Source organism: Arthrobacter sp. NPDC057013 (genome assembly GCF_042674585.1).
In the GTDB taxonomy this organism is placed as follows: domain Bacteria; phylum Actinomycetota; class Actinomycetes; order Actinomycetales; family Micrococcaceae; genus Arthrobacter.
In genome coordinates this window covers 25,487-48,097 of sequence record NZ_JBHUSE010000006.1, presented here as the reverse complement: position 1 = coordinate 48,097, position 22,611 = coordinate 25,487, and the positions used below count along the sequence as shown (strand labels likewise).

22 protein-coding genes and 1 other RNA gene are annotated in these 22,611 nt (G+C 64.4%); 1 reads left to right on the top strand and 22 read right to left on the bottom strand.

Going from position 1 to position 22,611, the window contains the following annotated elements; translation table 11 throughout:
* Positions 1 to 29: 29 nt before the first annotated feature.
* From ACFTSA_RS10310 to galE, 16 genes are all read right to left on the bottom strand, one after another.
* A complete protein-coding gene (locus tag ACFTSA_RS10310; protein WP_377951176.1) occupies positions 30 to 1,010 on the bottom strand; it encodes a S1C family serine protease in 981 nt (326 codons plus the stop codon).
* 175 nt (positions 1,011 to 1,185) lie between these two features.
* Positions 1,186 to 1,554: a transfer-messenger RNA gene (gene ssrA / locus ACFTSA_RS10305) on the bottom strand.
* Between the two features lie 120 nt (positions 1,555 to 1,674).
* On the bottom strand, positions 1,675 to 2,145 hold the full coding sequence (gene smpB / locus ACFTSA_RS10300; RefSeq protein WP_377951175.1) for an SsrA-binding protein SmpB: 471 nt from the start codon (positions 2,143 to 2,145) through the stop codon (positions 1,675 to 1,677).
* Positions 2,146 to 2,259: 114 nt separating this feature from the next.
* Positions 2,260 to 3,627 (bottom strand): peptidoglycan DD-metalloendopeptidase family protein, encoded by a 1,368-nt coding sequence (locus ACFTSA_RS10295; protein ID WP_377951343.1) that lies wholly within the window; start codon positions 3,625 to 3,627, stop codon positions 2,260 to 2,262.
* A gap of 45 nt (positions 3,628 to 3,672) precedes the next feature.
* Positions 3,673 to 4,587 (bottom strand): permease-like cell division protein FtsX, encoded by a 915-nt coding sequence (gene ftsX / locus ACFTSA_RS10290; protein ID WP_331574978.1) that lies wholly within the window; start codon positions 4,585 to 4,587, stop codon positions 3,673 to 3,675.
* Positions 4,584 to 5,375 (bottom strand): cell division ATP-binding protein FtsE, encoded by a 792-nt coding sequence (gene ftsE / locus ACFTSA_RS10285; protein ID WP_377951174.1) that lies wholly within the window; start codon positions 5,373 to 5,375, stop codon positions 4,584 to 4,586. The genes ftsX and ftsE overlap by 4 nt, the downstream gene beginning before the upstream one ends.
* Positions 5,376 to 5,546: 171 nt before the next feature.
* Positions 5,547 to 6,662 carry a peptide chain release factor 2 gene (prfB, locus tag ACFTSA_RS10280; RefSeq protein ID WP_377951173.1) on the bottom strand — a complete coding sequence of 372 codons (1,116 nt, stop codon included), beginning with the start codon at positions 6,660 to 6,662 and terminating at the stop codon, positions 5,547 to 5,549.
* 58 nt (positions 6,663 to 6,720) lie between these two features.
* Positions 6,721 to 7,134, bottom strand: a complete 414-nt coding sequence (locus ACFTSA_RS10275) for a pilus assembly protein TadG-related protein (protein ID WP_377951172.1) — start codon at positions 7,132 to 7,134, stop codon at positions 6,721 to 6,723.
* Between the two features lie 65 nt (positions 7,135 to 7,199).
* A complete protein-coding gene (locus tag ACFTSA_RS10270; protein ID WP_377951171.1) occupies positions 7,200 to 7,808 on the bottom strand; it encodes a hypothetical protein in 609 nt (202 codons plus the stop codon).
* On the bottom strand, positions 7,789 to 8,184 hold the full coding sequence (locus ACFTSA_RS10265) for a TadE family protein (protein ID WP_377951170.1): 396 nt from the start codon (positions 8,182 to 8,184) through the stop codon (positions 7,789 to 7,791). The genes ACFTSA_RS10270 and ACFTSA_RS10265 overlap by 20 nt, the downstream gene beginning before the upstream one ends.
* Before the next feature lie 4 nt (positions 8,185 to 8,188).
* A complete protein-coding gene (locus tag ACFTSA_RS10260; RefSeq protein ID WP_377951169.1) occupies positions 8,189 to 8,437 on the bottom strand; it encodes a hypothetical protein in 249 nt (82 codons plus the stop codon).
* Positions 8,438 to 8,540: 103 nt separating this feature from the next.
* Complete coding sequence (locus tag ACFTSA_RS10255) at positions 8,541 to 9,482, bottom strand: type II secretion system F family protein (protein WP_377951168.1); 942 nt, start codon at positions 9,480 to 9,482, stop codon at positions 8,541 to 8,543.
* Entirely contained in the window at positions 9,479 to 10,333 is an 855-nt protein-coding gene (locus ACFTSA_RS10250) for a type II secretion system F family protein (RefSeq protein ID WP_377951167.1), read from the bottom strand. Before ACFTSA_RS10250 ends, ACFTSA_RS10255 begins: the two co-directional genes overlap by 4 nt.
* Positions 10,333 to 11,556, bottom strand: coding sequence for a CpaF family protein (locus tag ACFTSA_RS10245; protein WP_377951166.1), 1,224 nt, complete (start codon positions 11,554 to 11,556; stop codon positions 10,333 to 10,335). The genes ACFTSA_RS10250 and ACFTSA_RS10245 overlap by 1 nt, the downstream gene beginning before the upstream one ends.
* A 106-nt stretch (positions 11,557 to 11,662) precedes the next feature.
* On the bottom strand, positions 11,663 to 12,742 hold the full coding sequence (locus tag ACFTSA_RS10240) for an acyltransferase family protein (RefSeq protein WP_377951165.1): 1,080 nt from the start codon (positions 12,740 to 12,742) through the stop codon (positions 11,663 to 11,665).
* 5 nt (positions 12,743 to 12,747) lie between these two features.
* The gene (gene galE, locus ACFTSA_RS10235; RefSeq protein WP_377951164.1) at positions 12,748 to 13,800 is read right to left on the bottom strand and encodes a UDP-glucose 4-epimerase GalE; all 1,053 of its coding nucleotides are present in this window, start codon (positions 13,798 to 13,800) and stop codon (positions 12,748 to 12,750) included.
* Between the two features lie 345 nt (positions 13,801 to 14,145).
* On the opposite strand from galE, the gene ACFTSA_RS10230 reads away from it, so the two are divergent.
* On the top strand, positions 14,146 to 17,436 hold the full coding sequence (locus tag ACFTSA_RS10230; RefSeq protein ID WP_377951163.1) for a GH25 family lysozyme: 3,291 nt from the start codon (positions 14,146 to 14,148) through the stop codon (positions 17,434 to 17,436).
* Between the two features lie 78 nt (positions 17,437 to 17,514).
* On the opposite strand, the gene ACFTSA_RS10225 is transcribed toward ACFTSA_RS10230, so the two are convergent.
* The 6 genes from ACFTSA_RS10225 to ACFTSA_RS10200 are packed head-to-tail and all read right to left on the bottom strand — an operon-like array spanning position 17,515 to position 22,604.
* Complete coding sequence (locus tag ACFTSA_RS10225) at positions 17,515 to 18,657, bottom strand: glycosyltransferase family 1 protein (protein ID WP_377951162.1); 1,143 nt, start codon at positions 18,655 to 18,657, stop codon at positions 17,515 to 17,517.
* A gap of 11 nt (positions 18,658 to 18,668) precedes the next feature.
* A complete protein-coding gene (locus tag ACFTSA_RS10220; RefSeq protein ID WP_377951161.1) occupies positions 18,669 to 19,079 on the bottom strand; it encodes a DUF2304 domain-containing protein in 411 nt (136 codons plus the stop codon).
* A gap of 4 nt (positions 19,080 to 19,083) precedes the next feature.
* A complete protein-coding gene (locus ACFTSA_RS10215) occupies positions 19,084 to 19,749 on the bottom strand; it encodes a glycosyltransferase family 2 protein (RefSeq protein ID WP_377951160.1) in 666 nt (221 codons plus the stop codon).
* A 58-nt stretch (positions 19,750 to 19,807) separates the two neighbouring features.
* A complete protein-coding gene (locus tag ACFTSA_RS10210; protein WP_377951158.1) occupies positions 19,808 to 20,302 on the bottom strand; it encodes a hypothetical protein in 495 nt (164 codons plus the stop codon).
* Positions 20,299 to 21,642, bottom strand: a complete 1,344-nt coding sequence (locus ACFTSA_RS10205; protein ID WP_377951157.1) for a glycosyltransferase — start codon at positions 21,640 to 21,642, stop codon at positions 20,299 to 20,301. The genes ACFTSA_RS10210 and ACFTSA_RS10205 overlap by 4 nt, the downstream gene beginning before the upstream one ends.
* The gene (locus ACFTSA_RS10200; protein ID WP_377951156.1) at positions 21,639 to 22,604 is read right to left on the bottom strand and encodes a hypothetical protein; all 966 of its coding nucleotides are present in this window, start codon (positions 22,602 to 22,604) and stop codon (positions 21,639 to 21,641) included. The genes ACFTSA_RS10205 and ACFTSA_RS10200 overlap by 4 nt, the downstream gene beginning before the upstream one ends.
* Between the last annotated feature and the right edge of the window lie 7 nt (positions 22,605 to 22,611).

The following is a 22,611-nucleotide window of genomic DNA, read 5'->3' as shown; positions in this document are numbered from 1 at the left end:
GGATTTCCTGGCCACCCCGTCGTTAAGGCCTAGCCCCAGTCCGCCATTTCGCCGGGCACAGCAGCGATGTCGGTTACGTGTCCGTCGCGCAGGACGGCTATATTCATCGGGACGCCGATGGCCTCGGCGAAGAGCAGTTTCTGCAGGCTCTCGGCATTGCTGACAGCTCGGGAGCCTGCCCGCAGCAGCACATCCCCGGTCCGGAGCCCTGCCTGCTCCGCAGGGGAACCGGACAGGACCTCCACCACACGCAGCCCCTCCCGCTGGCCCGTGCGGACCACATCGCTGGCACCCAGCCGGATTGGTGTGCTAACCACGCCGAGGTAGGCGCGCCGGACCCGGCCGTCCGACAGGAGCGCGGAGATGATCCGGCGTGAGGTGCTGTTGATGGGCACGGCCAGCCCCAGCCCGGCGCCGGCCACTGCGGTGTTGATTCCGACGATCCGGCTTCGTGAGTCGGCCAGTGCCCCGCCCGAACTGCCGGCGTTCAAGGCGGCATCGGTCTGGATGACGTCCTCAATGACCCTGCGGTTGCGTCCGGCCCAGACAGGGATGGCGCGGCCCAGTCCGCTGACCACACCTGCCGTCACCGAGCCCGAGAGCCCCAGCGGGTTCCCGACGGCAATCACCAGCTGCCCCACCTGCAATGACTCGGCGTCACCGAACTCCGCTGGCGCGACATGCGGGGCACGGCCCCGCACCACCGCCAGATCGGACAACGGATCCGCGCCCACCACCTCAAGATCGGTACCCGACCCATCAGCGAAGACAGCCCGGCCCTTCTGCGTCCCGGCCACCACGTGGGCGTTGGTCAGCAGGTAGCCGTCCTCGGTGAACAGGACCGCGGATCCGGCGCCGACCCGGAACCGTCCGTTGCGCCGGTTCCCCGTCATCTCGATGGCAGCCACGTGGGGTGTGACGGTTTTGGCCACCCTGATGACTGTCTCCGAATAGGAGTCCAGGGCCGCGTCGTCGACGGGACCCGGTTCGTTTGCAGCCGCCGTGGACATGGCATGCCTCCCTGCCGCTCAGTTCGTGATACCTGTCACAACCCCGATGGCAGGGCGGGTAGTCCCGTACTGGCTACGCCGTCGGTGAACAGCTACAGGGCCCCGGCTTCACCGCATCTGCTTAAACAAAGAACGCCCGGACCGAAGTCCGGGCGTTCGTCGTCAAAATGACGGGATGTGGAGATGGGGGGAATTGAACCCCCGTCCGATGTCGTGTTGTCAGGGCTTCTCCGGGCGCAGTTTGCGTCGGATTTTCTCGGCCCCAGCCGTCCTGCAAACAGGCGGCTGATCCGGGCCCAGTCATCTAAAAGTCCCGTTTACTCCGATGACGGGAGCAAACAGCAGTGGCTATCTAAATGACGCCAGGATCCGGGGCGATAGCATCCCCGGGCTGACGGACTGAACTACTGCTTAAGCAGCGAGTTCGAAGTCAGTGCGCTTAGATTCGGCACTTATTGGTTTGCAGACAGCGTTTACGAGATAATTCTGCATCCTCGGCCCGCTTCACCTGTCGCGACTAACATCGTCGAAACCGATCATCCCCGTATTTTGTTACCAAACCGGCGGGCCCAGGTTGTGGACCAGTTCCCTGCCGGACTACCTATCATAACGCATCTGCGCGGCCAATCATTCCACCGGCTGCACCTGCGTCGCTCTTTCGGTTCTAGCGCCGGTTGCGTTCCCGCATGACACGCTGGGCCTCGCGCTTGTCCTGCTGTTCGCGAAGGGTCTGCCGCTTGTCGTAGTCCTTCTTGCCGCGTGCGATGCCGATCTCCACCTTGGCGCGCCCATCAACGAAGTACAGCTGCAGGGGCACAATGGTGAAGCCCGATTCGCGGATCTTGTGCGAGATCTTGATGAGCTCCTCGCGGTGCAGCAGGAGTTTCCGCCGCCGGCGCGCCGCATGGTTGGTCCAGCTCCCCTGGTTGTACTCAGGGATGTGGATGCCTTCCATCCAGAGCTCGTCGTTGTAGAACGTGCAGAAGCCATCAACCATGGATGCGTGGCCCTCGCGGAGGGACTTCACTTCCGTCCCCATGAGTGCGATGCCCGCCTCATAGGTGTCCAGGACGTGGTAGTCGTGCCGGGCCTTCCGGTTGGTGGCCACGACTTTACGGCCACTTTCTTTGGGCACGGTTCAACTCCTCAGTTCTCGGTACTGGCTGTCCCGGCGGCGCCGGGACAGTCTTACTATTCTACGGCAGCTGCGCCGGCGGTCCTGCGTCGTCAGGTGGCCGGCACTCCCTTGTCAGAGCAGGCGCATCGGGTCGACCGCTTCACCGTTCAGCCAGGTCTCAAAATGCGAGTGGCAGCCAGTGGAGTTGCCGGTGGTGCCCGAGTAGGCGATGAGCTGGCCCTGGCTGACCTGCTGCCCCACCGAGACCACCACGCTGGTGTTGTGGTAGTAGATCGTGGTCAGCGAGTTGCCCTGCACCACGCCGTGCGAGATCTTGACGTTGTTTCCGCCGCCGTCGTCCGCCCAGCCCGCTGAGAACACCGTACCGGCTGCGGCCGCGTACACCGGGGTGCCACACGCGGCACCAAAGTCAATGCCGGTGTGCATGTAGCCGCCGGTGCCGTAAAAGTCGATGGTTCCGGGCGGCGTCGAGCGCCATCCAAAACCGGAGGTGATGGGAACGCTGTCGGGGAACGGGTGGCGGAGGCCAAAGGCCGACGGCGGTCCCGCCACGGGCGGCACGTAAGGCGCAGGTTGCTCCCCCTTGGCCTTCGCTGCCGCGGCGGCTGCGGCTGCGATCCGCCGCTGCTCGGCGAGCCACGCCTCGCGCAGCTTGCGGTCTCGCTCTTTGATTTCGGCGGCAACGGCGTCCTGGCGCGCCTTGACGCCGGCCAGCTTCTTCTGGATTCCGGGCCTGGCCGCCTCGAGTTCGTTGTTCAGGCGGGTGGTGTCGGCGATGAGCTTGTCCACCTTGGCCTTCTTGGCTGCGGCTTCGTCGCGCGCGGCCTTCTCTTTAACGAGTGCCGCGTCTGCCTTGGCCTTCAGGTCCTTGATCTCGGCTTCCACCGCCTGCAGCCGGGCCTGCGAGTTCACGTTGGTGGCGTTCTGCTGGGTGAGCTTGTCCATGGCGGAGTTCTGGCTGCGCAATGCCTGGTCCGCCATGTCCATCGTGTCGGTGAGACTGCCGGTGTTGTTGGAACCGAAGAAGAGGGTGAGGTCTGAGGGAACGCCGCCGGATTTGTAGGCCTGGGTGGCAATTTGGCCGATCAGCTTCTTCGTGCTGGCGATCTTCTGCTTGTCCGCGTCCAGCTGCTGGGTAATCTTGGCCTTGCTCTGCTGGGCGAGATCCACCCGGGCGGCCAGGGCTTCCACTTCCTTGACGGCACTCGCTACGCGGCCCTGGGCCTCGAGCAATGCCTGCTGCGCGGCCGGAAGCTGTCCGCGATAGATCACGAGATCCCCGGCTGCTTTGGAAATCTTTGCATCGACGAATTCGAGCGACTCCTGGACCCTGGCGGCTTCGGCCTTCAGTGCGGCCTGCTGGTCCTCGAGGTCGTCCGCGTAAGCGGCCGGGGCTGACGCGCCCAGGCTCGCGGCCAGCACCAGCGCCACTGCGGCACTGAGAATCCTGTGCTGGCGCCCTACCGGGCTCTTTCGCATGGGCCTGCCGGAACTCATCATGGGCATTCCTTCGGTGAGCATGGCCTACACCCTCAAGTATCGGCGGAGCGTGAGCAGAGATGAAGTGCCCGCCAGAACAACACCCAGCCCGACCAGGGCGGGGGCAAGGAGCAGGGTTTGTGCCGGCGAGATGAACGCTGTGTCCGGATACTGCTTGGAGAGGTATTCGCCCAGGAAGAAGTGGGCCACGGCCCACAGCGTTCCGGACGCGAGGGCGGCGCCGATGACCGCGGCGATCACGCCTTCGAGGATGAAGGGCAGCTGGATCACTGTCTTGGACGCTCCCACGAGCCGCATGATGCCGGTTTCCCGCCGCCGGCTGAACGCCGACAGCCGGATGGTGGTGGCGATGAGCAAGATGGCGCACACTGTCATCACTCCGGCGATGATCACTGCGACGAGGGACGCCGCGTTCATGACGGAGAAGAGCCGCTCCAGGACCTGCCGCTGGTCGATGACAGTTTCCACGCCCGGCTGCGAGGAAAAGGTCTCGCTGATGATCTGGTACTTCTCCGGGTCCTTCATGTTGATCCTGAATGAGGCGGGAAGCTGGTCCGGCGTCACCGAATCGACGATGGGAGAGTTCGAGAACTGCTCCTTGAAGTGCTTGTAGGCGTCGTCCTTGGACTCGAACTGGAAGTCGTTGATGTACTGGGCCACTGCGGGCGATTGCAGCAGGGTCCGCACGTTGTCCTGCTGTTCGGCCGTCACCGGTCCGGAAGCGCAGCCGGCCGCCGTCGATCCTTCACCGCAGAGGAAGATGGCCACCTGGACTTTGTCGTACCAGTAGCCCTTCATCTGGTTGATCTGCAGCTGGAGCATCCCGGCGGCACCCACGAAGGTCAGGGACACGAACGTCACCAGGATGACGGAAACCACCATCGACAAGTTGCGCCGCAGGCCGCCGCCGATCTCGCCGAGGATAAACTGGAGCCTCACAGCCGGCCCTCCCCTGCCTGGTCAGGCATTGCCTGGTCGGGTACTGCCGCGTCTTCGCGTCCGCTGGCGTCCTTGAGCCTCCGGGACTGGCCGACCACAGGCATCATCGATGTGTAGAGGGCGCGGGCTTCGTCGCGGATGACCTTGCCGTTCTTGAGCTCCACCACACGTTTGCGCATCTCGTTGACGATGTCGTCGTCGTGCGTGGCCATGACCACGGTGGTGCCGTTCTGGTTGATCTTGTCCAGCACGCCCATGATTCCCATGGACGTGGTGGGGTCCAGGTTCCCGGTGGGTTCGTCGGCCAGCAGGATCCCGGGGCGGTTGACCACTGCACGGGCGATGGCCACGCGCTGCTGCTCACCACCGGAGAGCTCGTGCGGCATGCGCTTCTCTTTGCCTTCGAGGCCCACGGTCTTGAGCACCTCCGGGACGGTGTCCCGGATGACGCTGCGGCTCTTGCCGATGACCTGCATGGCGAAGGCGACGTTGGCGAAGACGTTTTTCTGCGGCAGCAGGCGGAAGTCCTGGAACACCACGCCGATTCCGCGGCGCAGGCGGGGCACGCGCCAGCTGGAGATGTTGGCTACGTTCTGGCCGGCGACGTACACGGTGCCGGAGGTGGCGCGGTCCTCCTTGAGGACCAGGCGCAGGAACGTGGACTTGCCTGATCCTGACGCGCCGACGAGGAAGGCGAATTCACCACGGTCAATTTCAAGGCTGACAGAATCCAGGGCGGGCCTGGCTTTCTGGTCGTAGACCTTGGTGACATTTTCGAAACGGATCATGACCCTAAAACCCTGCAGGACACGGCTTTAAGGGCATGGTCTGCAACCGGTGCGGGGGCTTTCGCTAGGGGAAGTAGAGCTCCGGCCTCTCGACTATACGCACGGGCTGCCATGCTCAGGCGGGAGTCAGAGGGGCGTGTCGCGGGATTGGGTCCCGCGCCCCTGGCGCGTCTAGCGTTCGGCGTTGCGGTTGTCGGTGCGCCAGCGGATGCCGGCTTCGATGAAGTCGTCAATGGCGCCGTCCAACACGGCGGTGGTGTTCCCCACCTCGTGCTCGGTCCGGAGGTCCTTGACCATCTGGTACGGGTTCAGGACGTAGGAGCGCATCTGGTCGCCCCAGGACGCCTTGACGTCGCCTGCGAATGCCTTCTTCTCCGCGTCCTCCTGCTCCTTCTTGAGCAGCAGGAGCCTCGACTGGAGCACCCGCATCGCGGCGGCGCGGTTCTGCAGCTGCGACTTTTCGTTCTGCATGGACACCACCGTGCCGGTGGGAATGTGCGTCAGGCGGACGGCGGAGTCCGTGGTGTTGACCGACTGGCCGCCGGGGCCGGACGAGCGGAAGACGTCCACGCGGATTTCGTTGTCCGGGATGTCAATGGAGTCCGTCTGTTCGATGAGCGGAATGACTTCCACGGCTGCGAAGGAGGTCTGCCGCCGTCCCTGGTTGTCGAACGGGCTGATCCTGACCAGCCGGTGTGTCCCGGCCTCGACGCTTAGCGTGCCGAAAGCGTACGGCGCGTTGACCTCGAAGGTGGCGGACTTGAGGCCGGCTTCCTCCGCATAGGAGGTGTCCATGACGGTGGTGGGGTAGCCATGGCGCTCCGCCCACCGCAAGTACATGCGCAGCAGCATCTCGGCGAAGTCCGCGGCGTCGACGCCGCCGGCGCCGGAGCGGATGGTGACCACGGCCTCGCGCTCGTCGTACTCGCCGGAGAGCAGGGTGACGACCTCCAGGTCCTTCAGCGACTTGCGGATGGACTCCAGCTCGGCCTCCGCTTCCCCCATGGAGTCGGCGTCGTCCTCGTCCTGGCCGAGTTCCACCAGCACCTCAAGGTCATCGATGCGGGCAGCCAGGGTGTTCAGGCGCTCCAGCTCGGACTGCCGGTGGGAAAGGCGCGAGGTGATGACCTGGGCAGCCGCCGGGTCGTCCCAGAGGTCCGGCTCGCCGGCCCGCTCGCTCAGTTCTGCGATCTCTTCCTTGAGCGCCTCGACATTGGTGACGTTCTCGATGGAGGTATAGGTGCCGCGCAGTGCGCGGATTTCTGCAGCAAAATCAATTTGAGCCATGGTTGTTTAAGCGTACGCTATCCGTCCTGACCGGCCGGACGGCAGTCGGCGGGCCGGGTTAACGGGTCAGCCGCGAGCGGGCGGTGGATGAGGCTGCGATGGTGATGCCGTCCGGGATGAGGAAGTTGACCACCGGCGGGTGCACGGTGGCAGTGAGAACCACGACGGCGGTGGAACCGTCGGGCGTCCCTGTTCCGGGCGCAACGGCCAGCCCGTCGACACGGCCGAAAGCGCCGTTGCGGCTGAGATAGTCGGCAGCGACGTTCCGGACCCTGTCCCCGTTCAGCAGTGCCGAGGGAGTGCCGCCTGCCGTTTCGACCTGGCCGAGCGTGTAGGAGTCGGCGGCGGCTACCGATGCGCCGTCCGCGAGCGACAGGAGCTTCTTGTGCTCGATGTATAGGCCGGATGCGGCCATGACCACGGTGCTGACAAGCAGGGCGAGCATGACGAACCCGATGATGAGGACCGTCATTTGCCCGTCCTCATCACGGCCCGTTTCCGCTGGTCCAGCGGGCGTGCGGCGGGCAGGAGGCGGCGTCAACGGAACCTGCCGACAATCTGGGTGGCCGAAGCGTTCAACTCGCTTGCATTGAGCCGAAGTGCTTCCCCAAAGGGCACGAAAGGCAGCGGCACCGTGAGCCGTACGGTCACGGTGACCGCCGAGCCCGCCGCCATGCAGTCCCCGCCGGAGTCACAGCGGATTTCCACGCTGGCGTTCGCGGCAGGATGTCCATAGTCGGCAAGGGCAACCATGGTGGCCTGCTCTGCTGCCACCCGGCCGGACGACGCATCGGGCTGGGTTACGAAGACCTTGGCCGCCTGGTCCGCTGCTCCCACCACGGCGAAGGAACCGCCTTGGATCTGGCCAACCGTGATGATGAAGTAGACCACGGGGACCATGAGGAGCAGTCCGAGGAACGTGAACTCCACGACTGCGCTCCCCCGCTGCCCTTCGTCACCCCTTGCGGTTTCAGGGTCGCAGCCGCCGTGCGTGCTGCGGGCACCGTGCGTGCCGCAGGGGCCTGCAAGGCCGCGGCACGCCCGGCCGTCGCACGTCCGGCCGTCGAGGCACAGCGCCTCGCGGAGCCGGCCCGCAACTCTAAAGTGCAGGTGCCGCATATAGCGGTCAGCTTGTGATCGCGGCATGTCCGGTGACCTCCAGCCCTTCGCGCGGACCGATCAGGCCGATGATCGGCAAGGGCGCCCTGACGGTCACTTCCAGCGTCCGCAGCCCTTGGAATGTGACTTCGCGCGTTTCGATGTCGCGGGCGAAGTCGGCGTTGAGCGCCGTGCCGATCAGTTCGCCGGCGCGGCGCCGGGCGTCGTCGGCGCTGCGGTCGGCCAAGGTACCGTACCGGGCACCGGATGCCGCGGCGTCGATAAGTGTGTTCCGGACGTGCAGGATGAGGGCGAGCTGGATGATGGACACAAAAAACATGGTCAGCAAGGCACCCACGAGCACAAAGTCGACCACAGCAGCACCGCGCTCGCGCCCGGAGGTGTCCGCGCCGGTCCCGTCCACGAAGCTACTTTCCGACCGTGTCCATTGCCTGGTTAAACATGGCTTCGAGGGCAGGACCGGCCAGGGCCAGCAGCGCGGCAACAAGCACCGCCGACATGAGGGTGATCATGACCCACCCGGGCACATCCCCGCGCTCAGGGTGGTCCGCGAGTGCGGCGGTCTTCCGGGCGCGCGGGACTGCAGCCAAGGAGTGGCCGATCAGCGCCGCCATTGCGGCGACAAGTGCAAGTCCGTGCCTGGCCATGAATGTCATGTGCTTCCCTTTTCTCCGAGTTGTTTCTTTGTGGGCGGTGCTTGTCTGTTGGGCGGTATTAGCTTGTCGCGGGGCCCTGCCGGCGGTTGCCGCAGCAATGGCGTCAAAAACTGAGGCTAAGTGCCGCTATTCCGGGGAACACGGCGAACACGACGGTCAGGGGCAGCACGCCGAAGACGAGCGGCACCATCATTGCGATTTCCTTCTTGCCGGCCGACTCCATCAGCTCGCGTTTGGCTGTATCGCGGACGTCCTGGGCCTGGGCCCTCAGGACTTCGGCCAGCGGCGTTCCCCGCTCCACCGCGACGATGATGCCATCGACAAAGCGGACGAGAGGTCCCAGGTCCGTGCGGCCGGAAAACTCCTGCAGAGCCTCAACCAGCGGCTTGCCCGCCCGGGTTTCGGCCAGGACCCTGCCAAATTCCTTGGAGAGCTCGCCGCGGGCTGTCCTGCACACACGATCGAGGGCGCCGGTGGCGCTTTCGCCGGCGCCCACGGCGAGCGCAATCATTTCGGCCAGGCTCGGGAATTCCGCCAGCATGCGTTCCTCCCGCCGCCGGATCTGCACGCCCAGCCAGTAATCCCGGAAAAGGAAGCCGCCGATGCCGCTGCCGAGTGAAACTGCCACGGCCAGAACGGGACTGAACCTGCCGGCCAGTGCTGCCAGAACGATGACGCTGACGGCAGCGATGAACGCGCAGAGTGCCCAGAAGAGCTGCTGGGCCCGGAAGTCCAGGGGCGTCTTGTCGATTCGTGCCTGGGCGAGCCTGCGGCTGAGTGCAGCCGAGCCGAGGTTGAACCGGGCCAGCCTGCCAGTGGCTTCCCTGATCAGCGGACGGAGTATGCGTTCAAGTGGTCCAAACGGAGTGAGGGCGCGTTCTTCCACGCGCAGGAGTCTAGATTCGAGGTTTTGGGACCTGAGCTGAGGTTCGATGCGTTCCACGAAGCTGACGGACCGCATGAACGGGAGCCTGACAAGGAGGAGCCAGAGACCGGCGCCGAGGACTGCCCCGCAGACGATTGCGGCTGCTGGCACGGTGCTCATCGCAACACCCGCTCTTCTTCCGGGAGGGCCCCGATCTTCAGCATGACCGAGTAGCACACCAGCGACACCACCAGGCCTCCCAACAGCACAGCCGCCCCCATGGGGGTGTTGTATGCAGCCACGGCCTCCGGACGGCTGACCAGCAGCAGCATGACAATCCATGGAGCCGCCACGGCAAGCCTCGCAGCGTTGACCGTCCAAGACTGCCGGGCTTCAAGCTCGCTGCGGGTCCGGGCGCTTTCGCGCAGGAACTCGGCAAGGGTGCCGAGCAGCTTGCCGAGGTCGGAGCCGCCCACCTCCCGGGTCAGCCTGAGTGCCTCGATGATGCGGTCCGCGACGGGGTCCGCGAGCCGTTCCTTGAGCCTGTTGAGGGAAGCGTCGAACTGGCCGCCGGAACGGTAATCCGACCCGAAGTCGCGGAATACTTGCCGAAGCTCCTCGGGTCCCTTGTCGCCCAGCTGGATCAATGCTTCAGGCAGTGACAGCCCGGCGCGGATGGCCGACCGCAGGTGATCAACGACGTCGGGCCACACTCGGCGGAGGACGGCGGCGCGTCGCTTGGCCCGCCACTTCACCACCGCCACGGGAAGCCAGCCACCGAACAGGCCGAAGCAAATCGAAATAGGCCAGGACCTGCTCACCACGAAGAATGCCAGCGTCGCGAAAGCGCCAAGGCCCAGGCAGCTGCCGATGAGGCCGGCCGCGGTGACCTTTTCAACGCCGGCGGACAGCAGCAGGTCCTGAAGGCGGCTTGTCCGCGGTCCGCGCTTGGGGCGCGCGGGCTGGTCCCAGGCAGACCACCAGATGAGAAATAGCCCGGCACCTGTCAAAACCCCCAGCAGCGCAGCCATCAGCGCGGATCCAAAAGCGCCGCGACCTCATAGCCGGCCCTGGCGAATTTTTCCGCCGCCGGCATGGTGTTGGCCGTCGGTTCCAACAGGCCGCCGATCATCGAAAAGATCATGGAGGACTCAATGATCCCGTTCTCAACCCGTCTGCCCAGGGAGAGGATTTCCGTGACCTGCCGCCGCCCGTTCGCGAGGCGGCTGCAGTGAACAACAAGATCAATGCATGAGGCCACGGTGGGGACCACGAATGCGCTGGAAATGTTGTCCCCTGCGAGGAGAGGGAGCGTGCACATCTTGGTCACGGCGTCGTGAGCTGAATTTGCGTGGACGGTACACATCCCCGGCAACCCGCTGTTAAGGGCGATGAGCATGTCGAGGCTCTCGGCTTCCCGGACCTCGCCCACCACCAGGCGGTCGGGCCGCATCCGGAGGGCTTCCTTGACCAGCCGGCGCAGCGGAATCTCCCCTTCGCCTTCCAAATTGGGTTGCCGGCATTGCAGGCCGACGACATCGCGGAGCGGAAACTGCAGTTCGAAGATCTCCTCGACCGTAACGACGCGCTCCCGGCTGCCGATGCTGGCTGCGAGGCAGTTCAGCAGCGTGGTCTTCCCGGCGTGCGTGGCACCTGAGACCAGGATGTTGAGGCCGCTCGCGACGGCGGCACCCAGGAACTGGCCGGACTGCGGGGTTAGGGTGCCGAGTTCCACGAGGTGGTCCAGCCGGGTCGCCTTCACAACGAACTTGCGGATGTTGACGGCCCAGTGGCGCCTGGTGACGTCGGGGATGACCACGTGCAGGCGGGACCCGTCGGGCAGGGACGCATCCACGAACGGCGATGAGATGTCCAGCCGCCTGCCCGAGCTCTTTAGCATGCGCTCAACCAGATCCCGGACCTGCTGATCCGTCAGGCTCAGCGATGTAAGTTCGGATTCGCCATTCCGGGCAACGTAGATTTCTGTCGGTGCATTGATCCAGATTTCCTCGATCCCCGGATCATCCAGCAAAGGTTGGAGCGCACCGAACCCGGCGACAGCATCAAAGACATGCCGCCTTGCTGACTCCAGTGGCCCAAGCGGCGGAAGCGGACCCATGAGGGCGCGCTCATCGTAGTCGGTGACGGCCGCTTCCACGAGCCGCCTGACCTCCGCGGTCTGGTGCAACGGATCGAGACCCCGCCGACGAATCAGCTCCCGGACTTCATCTTCGACAATGCGTACTGCATCCATGAATTCCCCCGAACGACTGCCGCCCCCAGCGGAAGCAGTACATCTGGGTTAAAGCTAAGGGATTGGTTCCGATGAATACAGAGAAAAAGCGCAATTGTGGATAACTCTAGGGCTGGATGGACAACGGATCCGGTCGGACCAAGCGTGGCTTAACCGCCTTGGGAGTGCCAAGCATCAACGGCGACAGGGGCGTCCGCAGAACGAGCACGCCAGCCAGCCAAGGTATGACGAGTGACCCGGCAAAGACGAGCCATGGCGCGGCACCCAACTGCATCAGAACTATCAGAAGCCATGCATGGGTAAGAACAACTAAGAAACCGCACCTGGCCAACATGGTTACCCCAGCAGCAAACCTCTGGCCAGCCATCGGCACGAGGGTCTCAGCAAGAAGAACCATCCCCGCGCAAATGGCGACGGCAACGACCACTGTGACTATGGGAACTCCGAGCTTTGCGTTCTTCAGGTCAAAGTACGACGACCAGTCGGCCAAGATCGCGCAGATAGAGCCCAAGATCAGAAGAGATCCCGTTAGCAAGGGCCTCTTCAGCCGGCTCCGCACCCGCTTAAACGCTTGGCCTGCCAAAACAAAGACAAGGCAGGTGCATCCCACGCCGGCAGCTAATGGAATTTTCGCGACCAAATTGCTGTCTGCATACGTGACAGCCAAGGCACCGAGCGAAATCGCCCATTGAAGCCAAAGCGGGAATCGGTGAATAGCGCGAAGAAGAACTACTGTCACGAAAAGTGCTGTGACGAACCAGAAAGCCGCGAACGGGCCGGTAAGCTTGGATCCCCCCTGCAGAAGTCTGCTGAAGGTGGAAAGCCCAATAGTGTCCAGCTGCGAAACCCACCAGACCCCTATTACTACCAGCCAGAACAGGTATGGAACTAGCAGGGACTTCGCACGATTCCTGACCTCAGACTTCAACGTCCGGTTTTTTGACCAGAAGTAGCCTGATAGAAAGAAGAACAAGGGCACATGCCACGGGTAGAGCGTCTCCCGGGTCAGCGGACCGGCCCATGCTGTTACATGCCCGGCAACGACCGCTGTTATGCCCAGAACTCGAAGAAAGTCCACGGCCCCGGAACGGGGAGGTATGAGGGGTTTGCCGTGCAAGGTGTCCCCCAAGGGCTTGGACTCGCCGGTGTGCCCGTCGTTCGAGATCTGTCCGCGAATGGGTTCCATGATGTCTACGCCGTGCCGGAAGCGGCCACCGGTTCAGCTGCTTCGGCGCCGGCGTAGCCGTAGGGGTTTGCGCTCTGCCAGCGCCAGTGGTCAGCGCACATCTGCGCCAGGTCACGGTGCGCGGACCAGCCCAGGTCCGCCAAGGCCGCCGAGGCGTCGGCGTAACTCACGGCCGCATCCCCCGGCCGCCGGGGTGCAAACTCATAGGGAACCGGATGCCCTGCAGCGGCGCCGAAGGCGTCGATGACCTCCAGGACGGACGAACCACGGCCGGTGCCAAGGTTCCAGCGGAATGCGCCTGTCTTCGTTTGAAGGTAGTTCAGCGCTGCCAGGTGCCCGGCCGCGAGGTCCATGACATGGATGTAGTCGCGGACCCCGGTGCCGTCGGGCGTGGGGTAATCGTTGCCGAACACCATGACCTTCTCACGGCGACCCACCGCAACTTGGGCGACAAAAGGCAGAAGGTTGTTGGGGATACCGTGAGGGTCCTCGCCGATGCGACCTGATTCGTGCGCACCCACGGGATTGAAGTAACGCAGCAGCGCGATGCTCCACCGCGGGTCGGCGTCGCTCAGGTCGGACAGGATGTCCTCGATCTGTTCTTTCGTCCTGCCGTAGGGGTTCGTTGCGTCCAGCGGCGACTTCTCGATTAGGGGAACATGCTCCGAGGCTCCGTAAACGGTTGCCGACGAGCTGAAGACCAGCCGCCGAACACCCGCCTTCTCCATGCTCTCGAGGAGGTTGAGCGTGCCCACCACGTTGTTCTTGTAGTACCAGAGCGGCTTCGCCACGGACTCGCCTACGGCCTTCAGGCCCGCGAAGTGGATGACGGCGTCGAACCCTCCCTCCGCGAAGACCTGGTCGACAGCCTCAGCGTCGAGCAGGTCGGCCTCGCGGAACTCCACCTTCTTGCCGGCCAGTTCTTCGACACGGCGGACTGCCTCGATGTTCGAATTCATGAGATTGTCCAGCACGACGACGTCGTGTCCGTCCTCGAGCAGGCAAAGAGCCGTATGTGAACCGATGTAGCCGGCGCCGCCGGTAACCAAAACCTTCATGGGCCCCATTTTATGCGGGGTCCCGGCCGCGCCGTTAACTAAGACGCGCGTCCCAGCCCGTGCTTGGACGTGAGCCGCGCGGCGGGTGCACATTTGGTTACGGGCATCACACAAGCACCATTAGTAACATCAGCACCTTCAGTGTTAGGATGGGCCGCCTACATCGCCGCCGGCGTGATGGGACTCAAGACGGCGAAGACGTCAGCCACGAGCCGGCTCTCTGCCCGGAATTTGAAGGCTACGGAGTGTCACATGAATTGTTCCCCGAATAGCAAAATCTCCGCGGCAGTCGCCTTGAAGGCAAGGCGCGTTGCCCGTTTAAGCGGCACGGCCCTCCTATCCACGATGCTCTGCCTGGGGGCGGGTCTTCCGGCCCAAGCAGCTCCCGCTTCCCCGACGGCTCCGCCGTCTCCCGAGGTCCCGGCGTCGACCGCGCCAGCGTCGCCCTCAGCCACCACCACGGCCACTCCCTCCCAGACGACGGAGCAGAGTGCCGCCGAACCGGGTGCGGCGGAGGCAGGCCAGACTTCGCCACAGCCCGAGCCGGGCCAGATCGACATGGCTGCCCTGCGCGCCGAGATCGGAAAAGACGGTGCCTACCTTGGGCAGGGCGTCAAGCGCCGGGCCGCGACGTTCGCAAAGCAGTCCACCGCATCGTCGCTGAATGCGATCTCCACTGAAGCGGCCAACACGTGGATGGCACCCGGCGTGCAGGGATTGGACGTCAGCAGCCACCAGACCGCTGTCAACTGGGCAGCCCAGTACAGCATGGGGGCACGGTTCGCCTACGTGAAGGCCACCGAGGGGACCACCTACAAGAACCCGTACTTCGGCGCCCAGTACGGCGGCGCACTCGCCTCTGGCATCATTCGCGGGGCATACCACTTTGCCCTTCCCGGGGTTTCGACGGCCGCGGCCCAGGCTGACTATTTCGTCAACAACGGCGGCGGCTGGACAGGGGACGGAAAGACCATGCCCCCGCTTCTCGATATCGAGTACAACCCCTACACTTCGCTGGGAAACACCTGCTACGACATGAGCCAGGCGGCGATGGTCAACTGGATCGCAGCCTTCTCCAACCGGGTGCTGGCAAGGACCGGGCGCCTGCCCATGATCTACACGACCACCGACTGGTGGACCCAGTGCACGGGCAACTCCGGCGCATTCAGTCGCCAACCGCTGCATCTGGCTTCCTATTCGCGCTACGTGGGATCCATGCCAAACGGCTGGGGTACGTACAGTGTTTGGCAGTACAGCGCCACCGGGCCCTTCGCCGGGGACTCCAACGCCTGGAACGGAACGCTCGCCAGCCTGCAGAAGTTTGCCGCAACGGCCGACGGCACCGTACCAACACCCTCCATCACGTCGTTGGGAGATGTGGTGGCGGCGGACTCCTCCGGCATCCTCTGGGATTATCCGGCCACCGGCAGCGGGACGTTCCGCACGCGCAAACAGATAGGCGTCGGCTGGAGCGGGCTGCGGTCCATCAATGCCATCGACTGGAACGCTGACGGCGTCCTTGACCTCGTCGCCCAATGGAACACAGGACGGGTCAACGTCTATCTGGGGATTGCTGCCGGCGGATTTGCCACCGGCCCGGTGCTCGCGGCTTCGGGCTGGGGCAACTACCAACTGACGATCGGCTACTGGTACAACAGCAGCTACTACCCGCAAATTATCAGCCGCGACGACTCAGGCGTACTGCGCCTGTGGCAAAACACCTCGGGCGCCGGTGTGAGCGGCGGAACAGCCATCGCCCAGGGCTGGGGCGGCCTCAACCTCACCATGATCGACTTTGACGGTGACGGCAACCAGGACATTCTGGCCCAGAACCCGGCCGGCCAGATGCTGCTGTACCGCACGAACGGCAGCGGGCTCTTCGTCGCCGAGGCCCGCAGGACCATCGGCAGCGGCTGGCACAACATGACAAGTGTCACCGTCACCACGAACTTCAAGGGGGCCGCCACGAACGGCCTCATGGCCCGCAATACCAGCGGACAGCTCTACTACTATCCGGTGCCCGGCAACTCCGCTTGGGGTACGGTCACCGCCATCGGAACGGGCTGGAACAATTACCTTATCGCCGGCGGCGAAACCATCAACGTCACCACGGCCCCGCCAACACCGCCGGCTGCGACACCTTCGATCACCTCGGCTTCCGACGTCGTAACCGTCGATGCTGCAGGCAATGTCTACCGCCGCAGCTCGGGTGCCGGAACGCTGGGAACCGCCACCAAGATCGGTACCGGCTTTACCGGGGTGGCATCTATCCACGTCATCGACTGGAACGCCGACGGCATCCAGGACCTGGCCACACTGAGCACCACAGGAGTGCTGGGAATCCAAACCGGGCTGGCGGCCGGCGGCTTTGCAGCACGGACTGTTCTCGCCACGGGCTTGTCCGGAGCCGATGTCACCTTCGGACCCTGGGTCAAGGCCGCCAAGTATCCCGGCGTGGTCGTCCGCACCGCCGCCGGCACACTCCAGTTCCGGGCGAACCCATCGGGCGGCGTGCTCGCCCCTGCCACAACCGTCGCCTCCGGTTTCGCGCGGACGGACGTCTCCATGGCGGATGCCGACGGCGACGGGAACCAGGATCTTGTGGCAGTTGATTACCTGGGCCGGATGACGCTCTACCGCTCCGGCGGAACAGGAACGCTGGTCTCAGAACCCCGCAAGCTGATGGCCAGCGGCTGGAATACCTTGAACAGCATCAGCCCGGCCAGGGGCTTCGCAGCGGCCGGATCGGACGGGCTGCTCGCACGCGACCGCTCGGGGGAGTTGAGCTACTATCCACTGACGGGTGGCGCCCTCGGTGCCAAGTCCGTGCTGCCCTCGGGCTGGAACGGTCTCCTCATCGGCGGCAGCGGGCTCCTTGTGCCAGAACGGGCCATCACCAGCACCGCAGACGTCCTGACCGTTGACGCCGCCGGCGGGCTCTGGAACCGCCCGGCCGGAAATTCCTCGGTTGGCAGCCCTTACCAGATCGGCGTGGGGTGGTCCGGAATGAAGTCCCTGAACGTGGTGGACTGGAACGGTGATGGCGTCGCCGACGTCCTGGCCCAGAGGTCCAACGGCGTGTTGTCCCTGTATCCAGGTTCGGCGTCCGGCGGGTTTTCGGCGCCCTTCACCGTTGCTTCCTCAGGCTTCGCCCAGACCACCCTGGTCACCGGCAAGTGGGTCTCCGGATCCCGGTACCCGGGCCTGGTGGGTTATGGCTCCGACGGCGCCCTCTATTACTGGGCAAATGCCACCGGACGCACCTTCAGTACACCCGTCCGGATCGGAGCCGGCTGGTCGGGCCTGAAGCTGGCCATGATTGACTACGATTCAGACGGCAAGCAGGACCTGCTGGCCGTCAACTCCACAGGAGCCATGCGGCTCTACCGCTCCACCGGCGCGAACAGGTTCATCTCAGAAACCAGGAAAACCGTCGGCAGCGGCTGGCAATCATTCCGCCAGTTCTCGGCAAACAGGGGCTTTGCCGGAAACACCAGCAAGGGCGTGATGGCCGTTCAGGCCGATGGACAGTTGCGCTACTACCCGGTGACGGCCGGAAGCCAGTGGGGTACGTCCTTCATCGCCGGATCGGTGGGAACGGTTTCCGTGGTGTCGTCCACCTCCGGCGCCAGCTAAAGTCCCCGAACACAAAGGCGGCTTCCCGATCATCCGGGGAAGCCGCCTTTCTGTTTAACTGTCCGGGGCCGCTACGGCTCAGGCACGCGTTGTCTGAGCAGCCACAATCGCTTCAACGGCCTTCTGCCACGCCAGCACCTGGGACTCGGCCGAGAGTGGACGGGCTGCTGCGTCCGCTGCGCGCTTCCACTCGGAAATCTTCTCCGCCGTCAGCCCGTGCAGGGTGTTCCGCAGCGAGTCCGCCGAGAAGTCAGACGTCACAGCACCCAATCCGTACTGCTCCACGAGAGCGACCATCGCCGGCGACGGGCCGACGATGAGGCCAATGCGCGCCTGGACGGCTTCGAAAAACTTATTCGGCAGGGCGTTCTTAAGGTTGAAGTTCGTGGGCGGCAGAAACACCAGGGAGACATCGTACTCGCTGAGCGTAGCCACGAGCTGGCTGTAGGGTACGGGGTCACGGAACCGGATGGCAGGCACTGAAGCTGCCTTCTCCTTGAGCTCGGCCACATAATCCGGTTCATTGGGCATCACGATCATGTCCAGGGTCAGCCAGTCCGGCGCATCCCGCATGGCCTCAATGAAGTTTTCAAGCTTGCGGTAACGCTGGCCCGCAGCGCTGTGGATGAGGCGGACCGGGGTGCCTACGGCCCGCACCTCACGTTCGGAGTAGGGTGCCGCGTTGGTCACCACGCCCGCAGCCACCCTGTAGTCCTTGGTGTATTCGTCTGCAATTCCCTGGGATACAGTGGTGACCGATTCGGCCAAGGGAAGGTATCGCCGGCAGAGCCAGCGCATGAACGGCGCCACGAACAGCCGCCACTTGAGGTCATCCTCTTTTTCTCGGGGGGCAAATTCGTGCAGGTCGGCATGGACACCCAGCCTCGGCTGAAGCTCCAGCGCAAGCGGAAGCGTGTTCAAATCGTTGGCGAGAATAACGTCGAATTCCCCGCGCGGAAGGATGCCGCGCGCAGCCGAGACAGCGGTCAGCCCGTCGTAGACGCGCGGATAGCGGCGCGTGACGAGGCCCAGCTTGTCGGAGGGCCAGCCGCGGGAATCGGCGGGCAACGCGAAATGGCTGTCCACCCCATCGGGGGCGTCACCGTAGCCGCACGTTGAAACGCGGTACTTGCCTTTAAAAAGCTCAACCTGCTTGAGGACCCTGGGATCCGAGCGAATGGGCGAAAAGGTCAGGATCAACAGCGAGGGCAGCTCAGTCATATGGTCCAACATTACTGCCCTCCGTGGGCCGGTGGTGTCAGGCGCCGGTCAGGCTCCGCATCCTTGCGTTCGAGGGGCCCGTCATTGCCGGGGGGCGGCGTCTCGTCCAAGGCAATCCTCCGGGAAAGCTTGGTCAGGGTGGATTCCATGTGCCGGAAGCGCTGGTAGGTCGTAGCCATGAAGACCAGGAAACTCACGATCAGGCCATAAAGCACCAGGTCTGTTCCGCGGCCGATGCCGAGCAGTCGGGCCACACGGGTCAGCAGTTCCGGGAAGAAGATCGAAAGTGCTGCCAGGCAGGCGAAGAGAACCAGCATGATGCGGCGGATGGCAAGATGCCTGGCATTGGAGCCGCCTCGCATCAGTGCAAGCGAGACAATGATGACGGCAAGGACAAGTGCTACCTGGACAATGATCTGCACAATTTCACCTAAAGAAGAGGTCGGCGACGATATTGACCGAGTTCAGCAACGACTGGCCTTTGGATTTCGAGTAGTCCGTGTAGATGATCTCCACCGGGTGCTCCACCCAGCGCGGGTTCATCTCGGCAAGCTGATGGACCAGCTCGGAGGCGTGAGCCATCCGGTTCTGCTGCAGATGGATGTTCCGGGCGACGTTGGGGCTGAACGCGCGAAGGCCGTTATGGGCGTCCGTCAGAGCCATTCCCGTAGACATCCGGGACTGAACAGCGGCCGTCCGCAGAACCAGCCGTTTCAGGGGTGAGAGCTTGGTGCGGTTGTCGAGGAACCGGGACCCGAGCACGACGTCGGCTTCGCCCGAACGGATCCGGTCGGCCATGGCCAGTGCGTCTACCACGCGGTGCTGGCCGTCGGCGTCGAAAGTAACAATGCAGTCCAGCTGCGGGTCCTGCAGCGAATACTCGATTCCCGTCTGCAGCGCCGCCCCCTGGCCCAGGTTTACCGGGTGCTGGACAACGACGGCGCCGGCCTGGCGGGCGATGTCCTGCGAGCCGTCGGTGCTGCCGTCATCAACACAAACAACGTGCGGAAATTCCTTCCGCAGCCCCTCGATGACGGTGCCGACGACGGACGCTTCGTTGTACATGGGTATGACTATCCAGGTTCGACTCACCCGTCAAGTATTCCACAGGCGACATGCCATGGACTCATCGGCGGGGTCTGACGGACGATCACTTCCGCAGTGCCTCGCGGAGTGCGTGCAGCATGGCGATGGGTCCGTGCACCAGCCCGGCACCTGTGTTGTTCCGCAGATGCCAAACGGAGCGGTCAGCGGTAAGGTCAGCGGCCACGACGACGTCCGAGCTCCGGAACTTTTCCTGAAGGTCCACCCGGCCGGCGAGGGTCCGCGCAAGGCGCCTGGACTCGAGATTGTCCCTCAGAAGCCGTCCGGCAACACCAACCGGGCCGGGCTTTCCTGCGGCGGCTGACACCAGCGAGGCGAACCGGCTGCCGCGTGGTTTTGCCAACGGCACCACGGTCAGACGGTCGTCCCCGGCCGTGACGGTCGGCTCGCGGTCATACGCGTAGACTGCCGTCCCGGTCATCTCGCCAGCATGCTGACCTACGGCGCCCAGTGCACGGTTCCACAAATCATCAATGACGGCCTGCGGGTGGCTGCTGCGGCCGACGACGATACTTACGTGCAGCGGTTTGGCGGGAGTCACGCCTGGCTCCTTTCCTCGGTGGCCGGCTGCGGATTGACCGCGCCGTGCCCTGCAATTCCCCGCAGCTCGGCAATGACCGGCTCCAGGATCGTGCTGCGGAGGAACTGCTGGCCGTAGGCCCAGGCAGCGGCCCAGCGCTTTTCGTCCGGCTCCTGCAGTGCGTCGGCGCAATCACGAAGGGCAATGGCTATCCCTTCGGGGGTAAGTTCCTCCGCAGGGAACCACAGCGGGTAATCCCGCAGGAGGTCCGTGGCGGCGTTCTCCATGTCGTGCACGGAGACGATCGGCAGCCCGGTGGCCAGGTACTCAGTGGTCTTGCCGCCCGTCACGTATTTGCCGCTGGACAGCAGGAGAATCAGGGCATCCATGCTGCCGTAGAACCCGGCGACGTCGCGCTTGGAGATTGGGCCGTCGTACCGGAGGCCGTTCTGGCGCCCGGATCCGAAGATTTCGAGAATTTCTGCGCCGGCCGCCCCGGAAGCGCTCAGCTTCCCGCGGAACACCGCCTCCGCCTGCGGGCTGTCCGGACCGAAGGCGGCGCTCCACCCGTCCAGGAATTCCTGCAGCGGCATGTTCACGTACTGTAGCGTGCCGAGGTAACCAAAGCGTGGGCGTTCAGCAGGCTGTGCGGCAGGTCTGGCGTGCCCTGGCTGGGGATCGAAGCCGTTGGCGACCACCCGCATCAGATGGGCCGACTCCGGATAGCGGCGTGCATACTCGTCCCGGATCTGGTTGTTGACGAACCAGACCTGGGCGGCATCGCGCAGGTATTCGGCTTCGCGCTTCCCCACGGCACTGTCCGGGGTGAAGTCTTCGGCCCCGGAAATGGTGTTAAAAGCCCATGCGTCGCGGTAGTCCATGACGTACGGGACGCCCTCAAGCGCCCGGGCAACGCCAAATGCCACGTATGGGCTGGCCGATGCCATGACCAGGTCAACGGGCTTGTCCGCGTGGATGTTTCGGGCAGCCTCGCTGGCGGGCTTCAGCCACGCCCCGTGGAAGTCCTCGGGGAAGTTCCGCCGGCTGCGGCGGCGCAGGGCATCCTTCCAGAGGTAGGGAGCCTCGATCCTGAACCGCGAGTACCGGCGCAGGTCTCCCTTGGCCGGTTCCTCCGCGCCCCCGTCGTCCACTGCGACAACCCGGATGGCCGGGTGGACCGATTCCGCCAGCTTCTCATCCACTCCCGAGATCTGAGACCAGACCTGCGGGTCGACTGTGAGGACCGTGACGTCCCATCCGTCCTCGGCGAACGCATTGGCTACCGCTGTGCAGCGGTAAACGGATGATGCGGTACTCGGGGGAAAGGCGAAAGCGATGTAGAGCAGGTGGGGCTTGGTCATCGAGCGTTCTCCAGCGCTTTGGCGTAGCCCGCTTCCAGTCTAGGCAGCATGACCTCAGCGCTGTGATTTCTGCGCACATACGCCGGGCCGTCAAGGCGTTGGGACAGCCCGCGGGGGTCCTGCAGCGATTCCAGCACCGCCTGGCCGACGTCCGCCCGCGCTACCGACACCGTTGCCAGGTCGTCCGGGTAGCCGGACACCGGATCGGCGACGACGACGGGAACACCGATCCCCAGCGCCTCCAACTCGCTCGTGGCGAGGATGCCGGCCACCTGTCCCACTGCCACGTGGGCGCTGGCCATCTCCAGCAGGAATCTGTCCTTGGGCATCTTGGGCAGCAGGGTCACCCCCAGTGCCGCGACCTCGGCGGCCCGGTCTCCCCAGTCCAGTCCAACAATGTCGACGTCGTTCCGCCCGATTGCGGCAACCACGTCTGCCGCTGTCTTGACTAAGGCGTCACCACCCTTGGAAGCGTCCCAACGTGACGGAAAGAACACCCGCGGCCTGGCCGCGGGATTCCAGGCCGGCAGTTCGTCCGGCTCCACGGGAATCGGGAAGTACTCGGCGTCGGGCCTGACGCTTTCCGCCTTCTCCCGGACGTCAGGAGTCATGTACCACACGTGCCCGGCGCCGTCGATGTCGCTCTTCATCACGGCGTGGTGCTGGTCCTGCCAGTAGTTCTCCCGGATGTCCGTTCCGTGCAGGGTAAGGGCGTAGGGGCGGGAGAACACGCCGCGCGCCCACTTGGCCCGTCCGCCCATGTTCACGTGCCACAGCTGGGTACGGGGGTAAGCCGCTGCCTGCTCAAGCCGGAACCGGTAATAAGCCGCTTTGGTTCCGCCCCTGGTCCACGGGCCCTGGATAATTTTCCAAGGCTTCCCATGGCTGACGCCCGCTTTCACGATGGTCTTTCCCACGTCAGCGCAGTCAAACAGTTGGGTCACCCTGATTTGGTCGCTCATGCCTTCA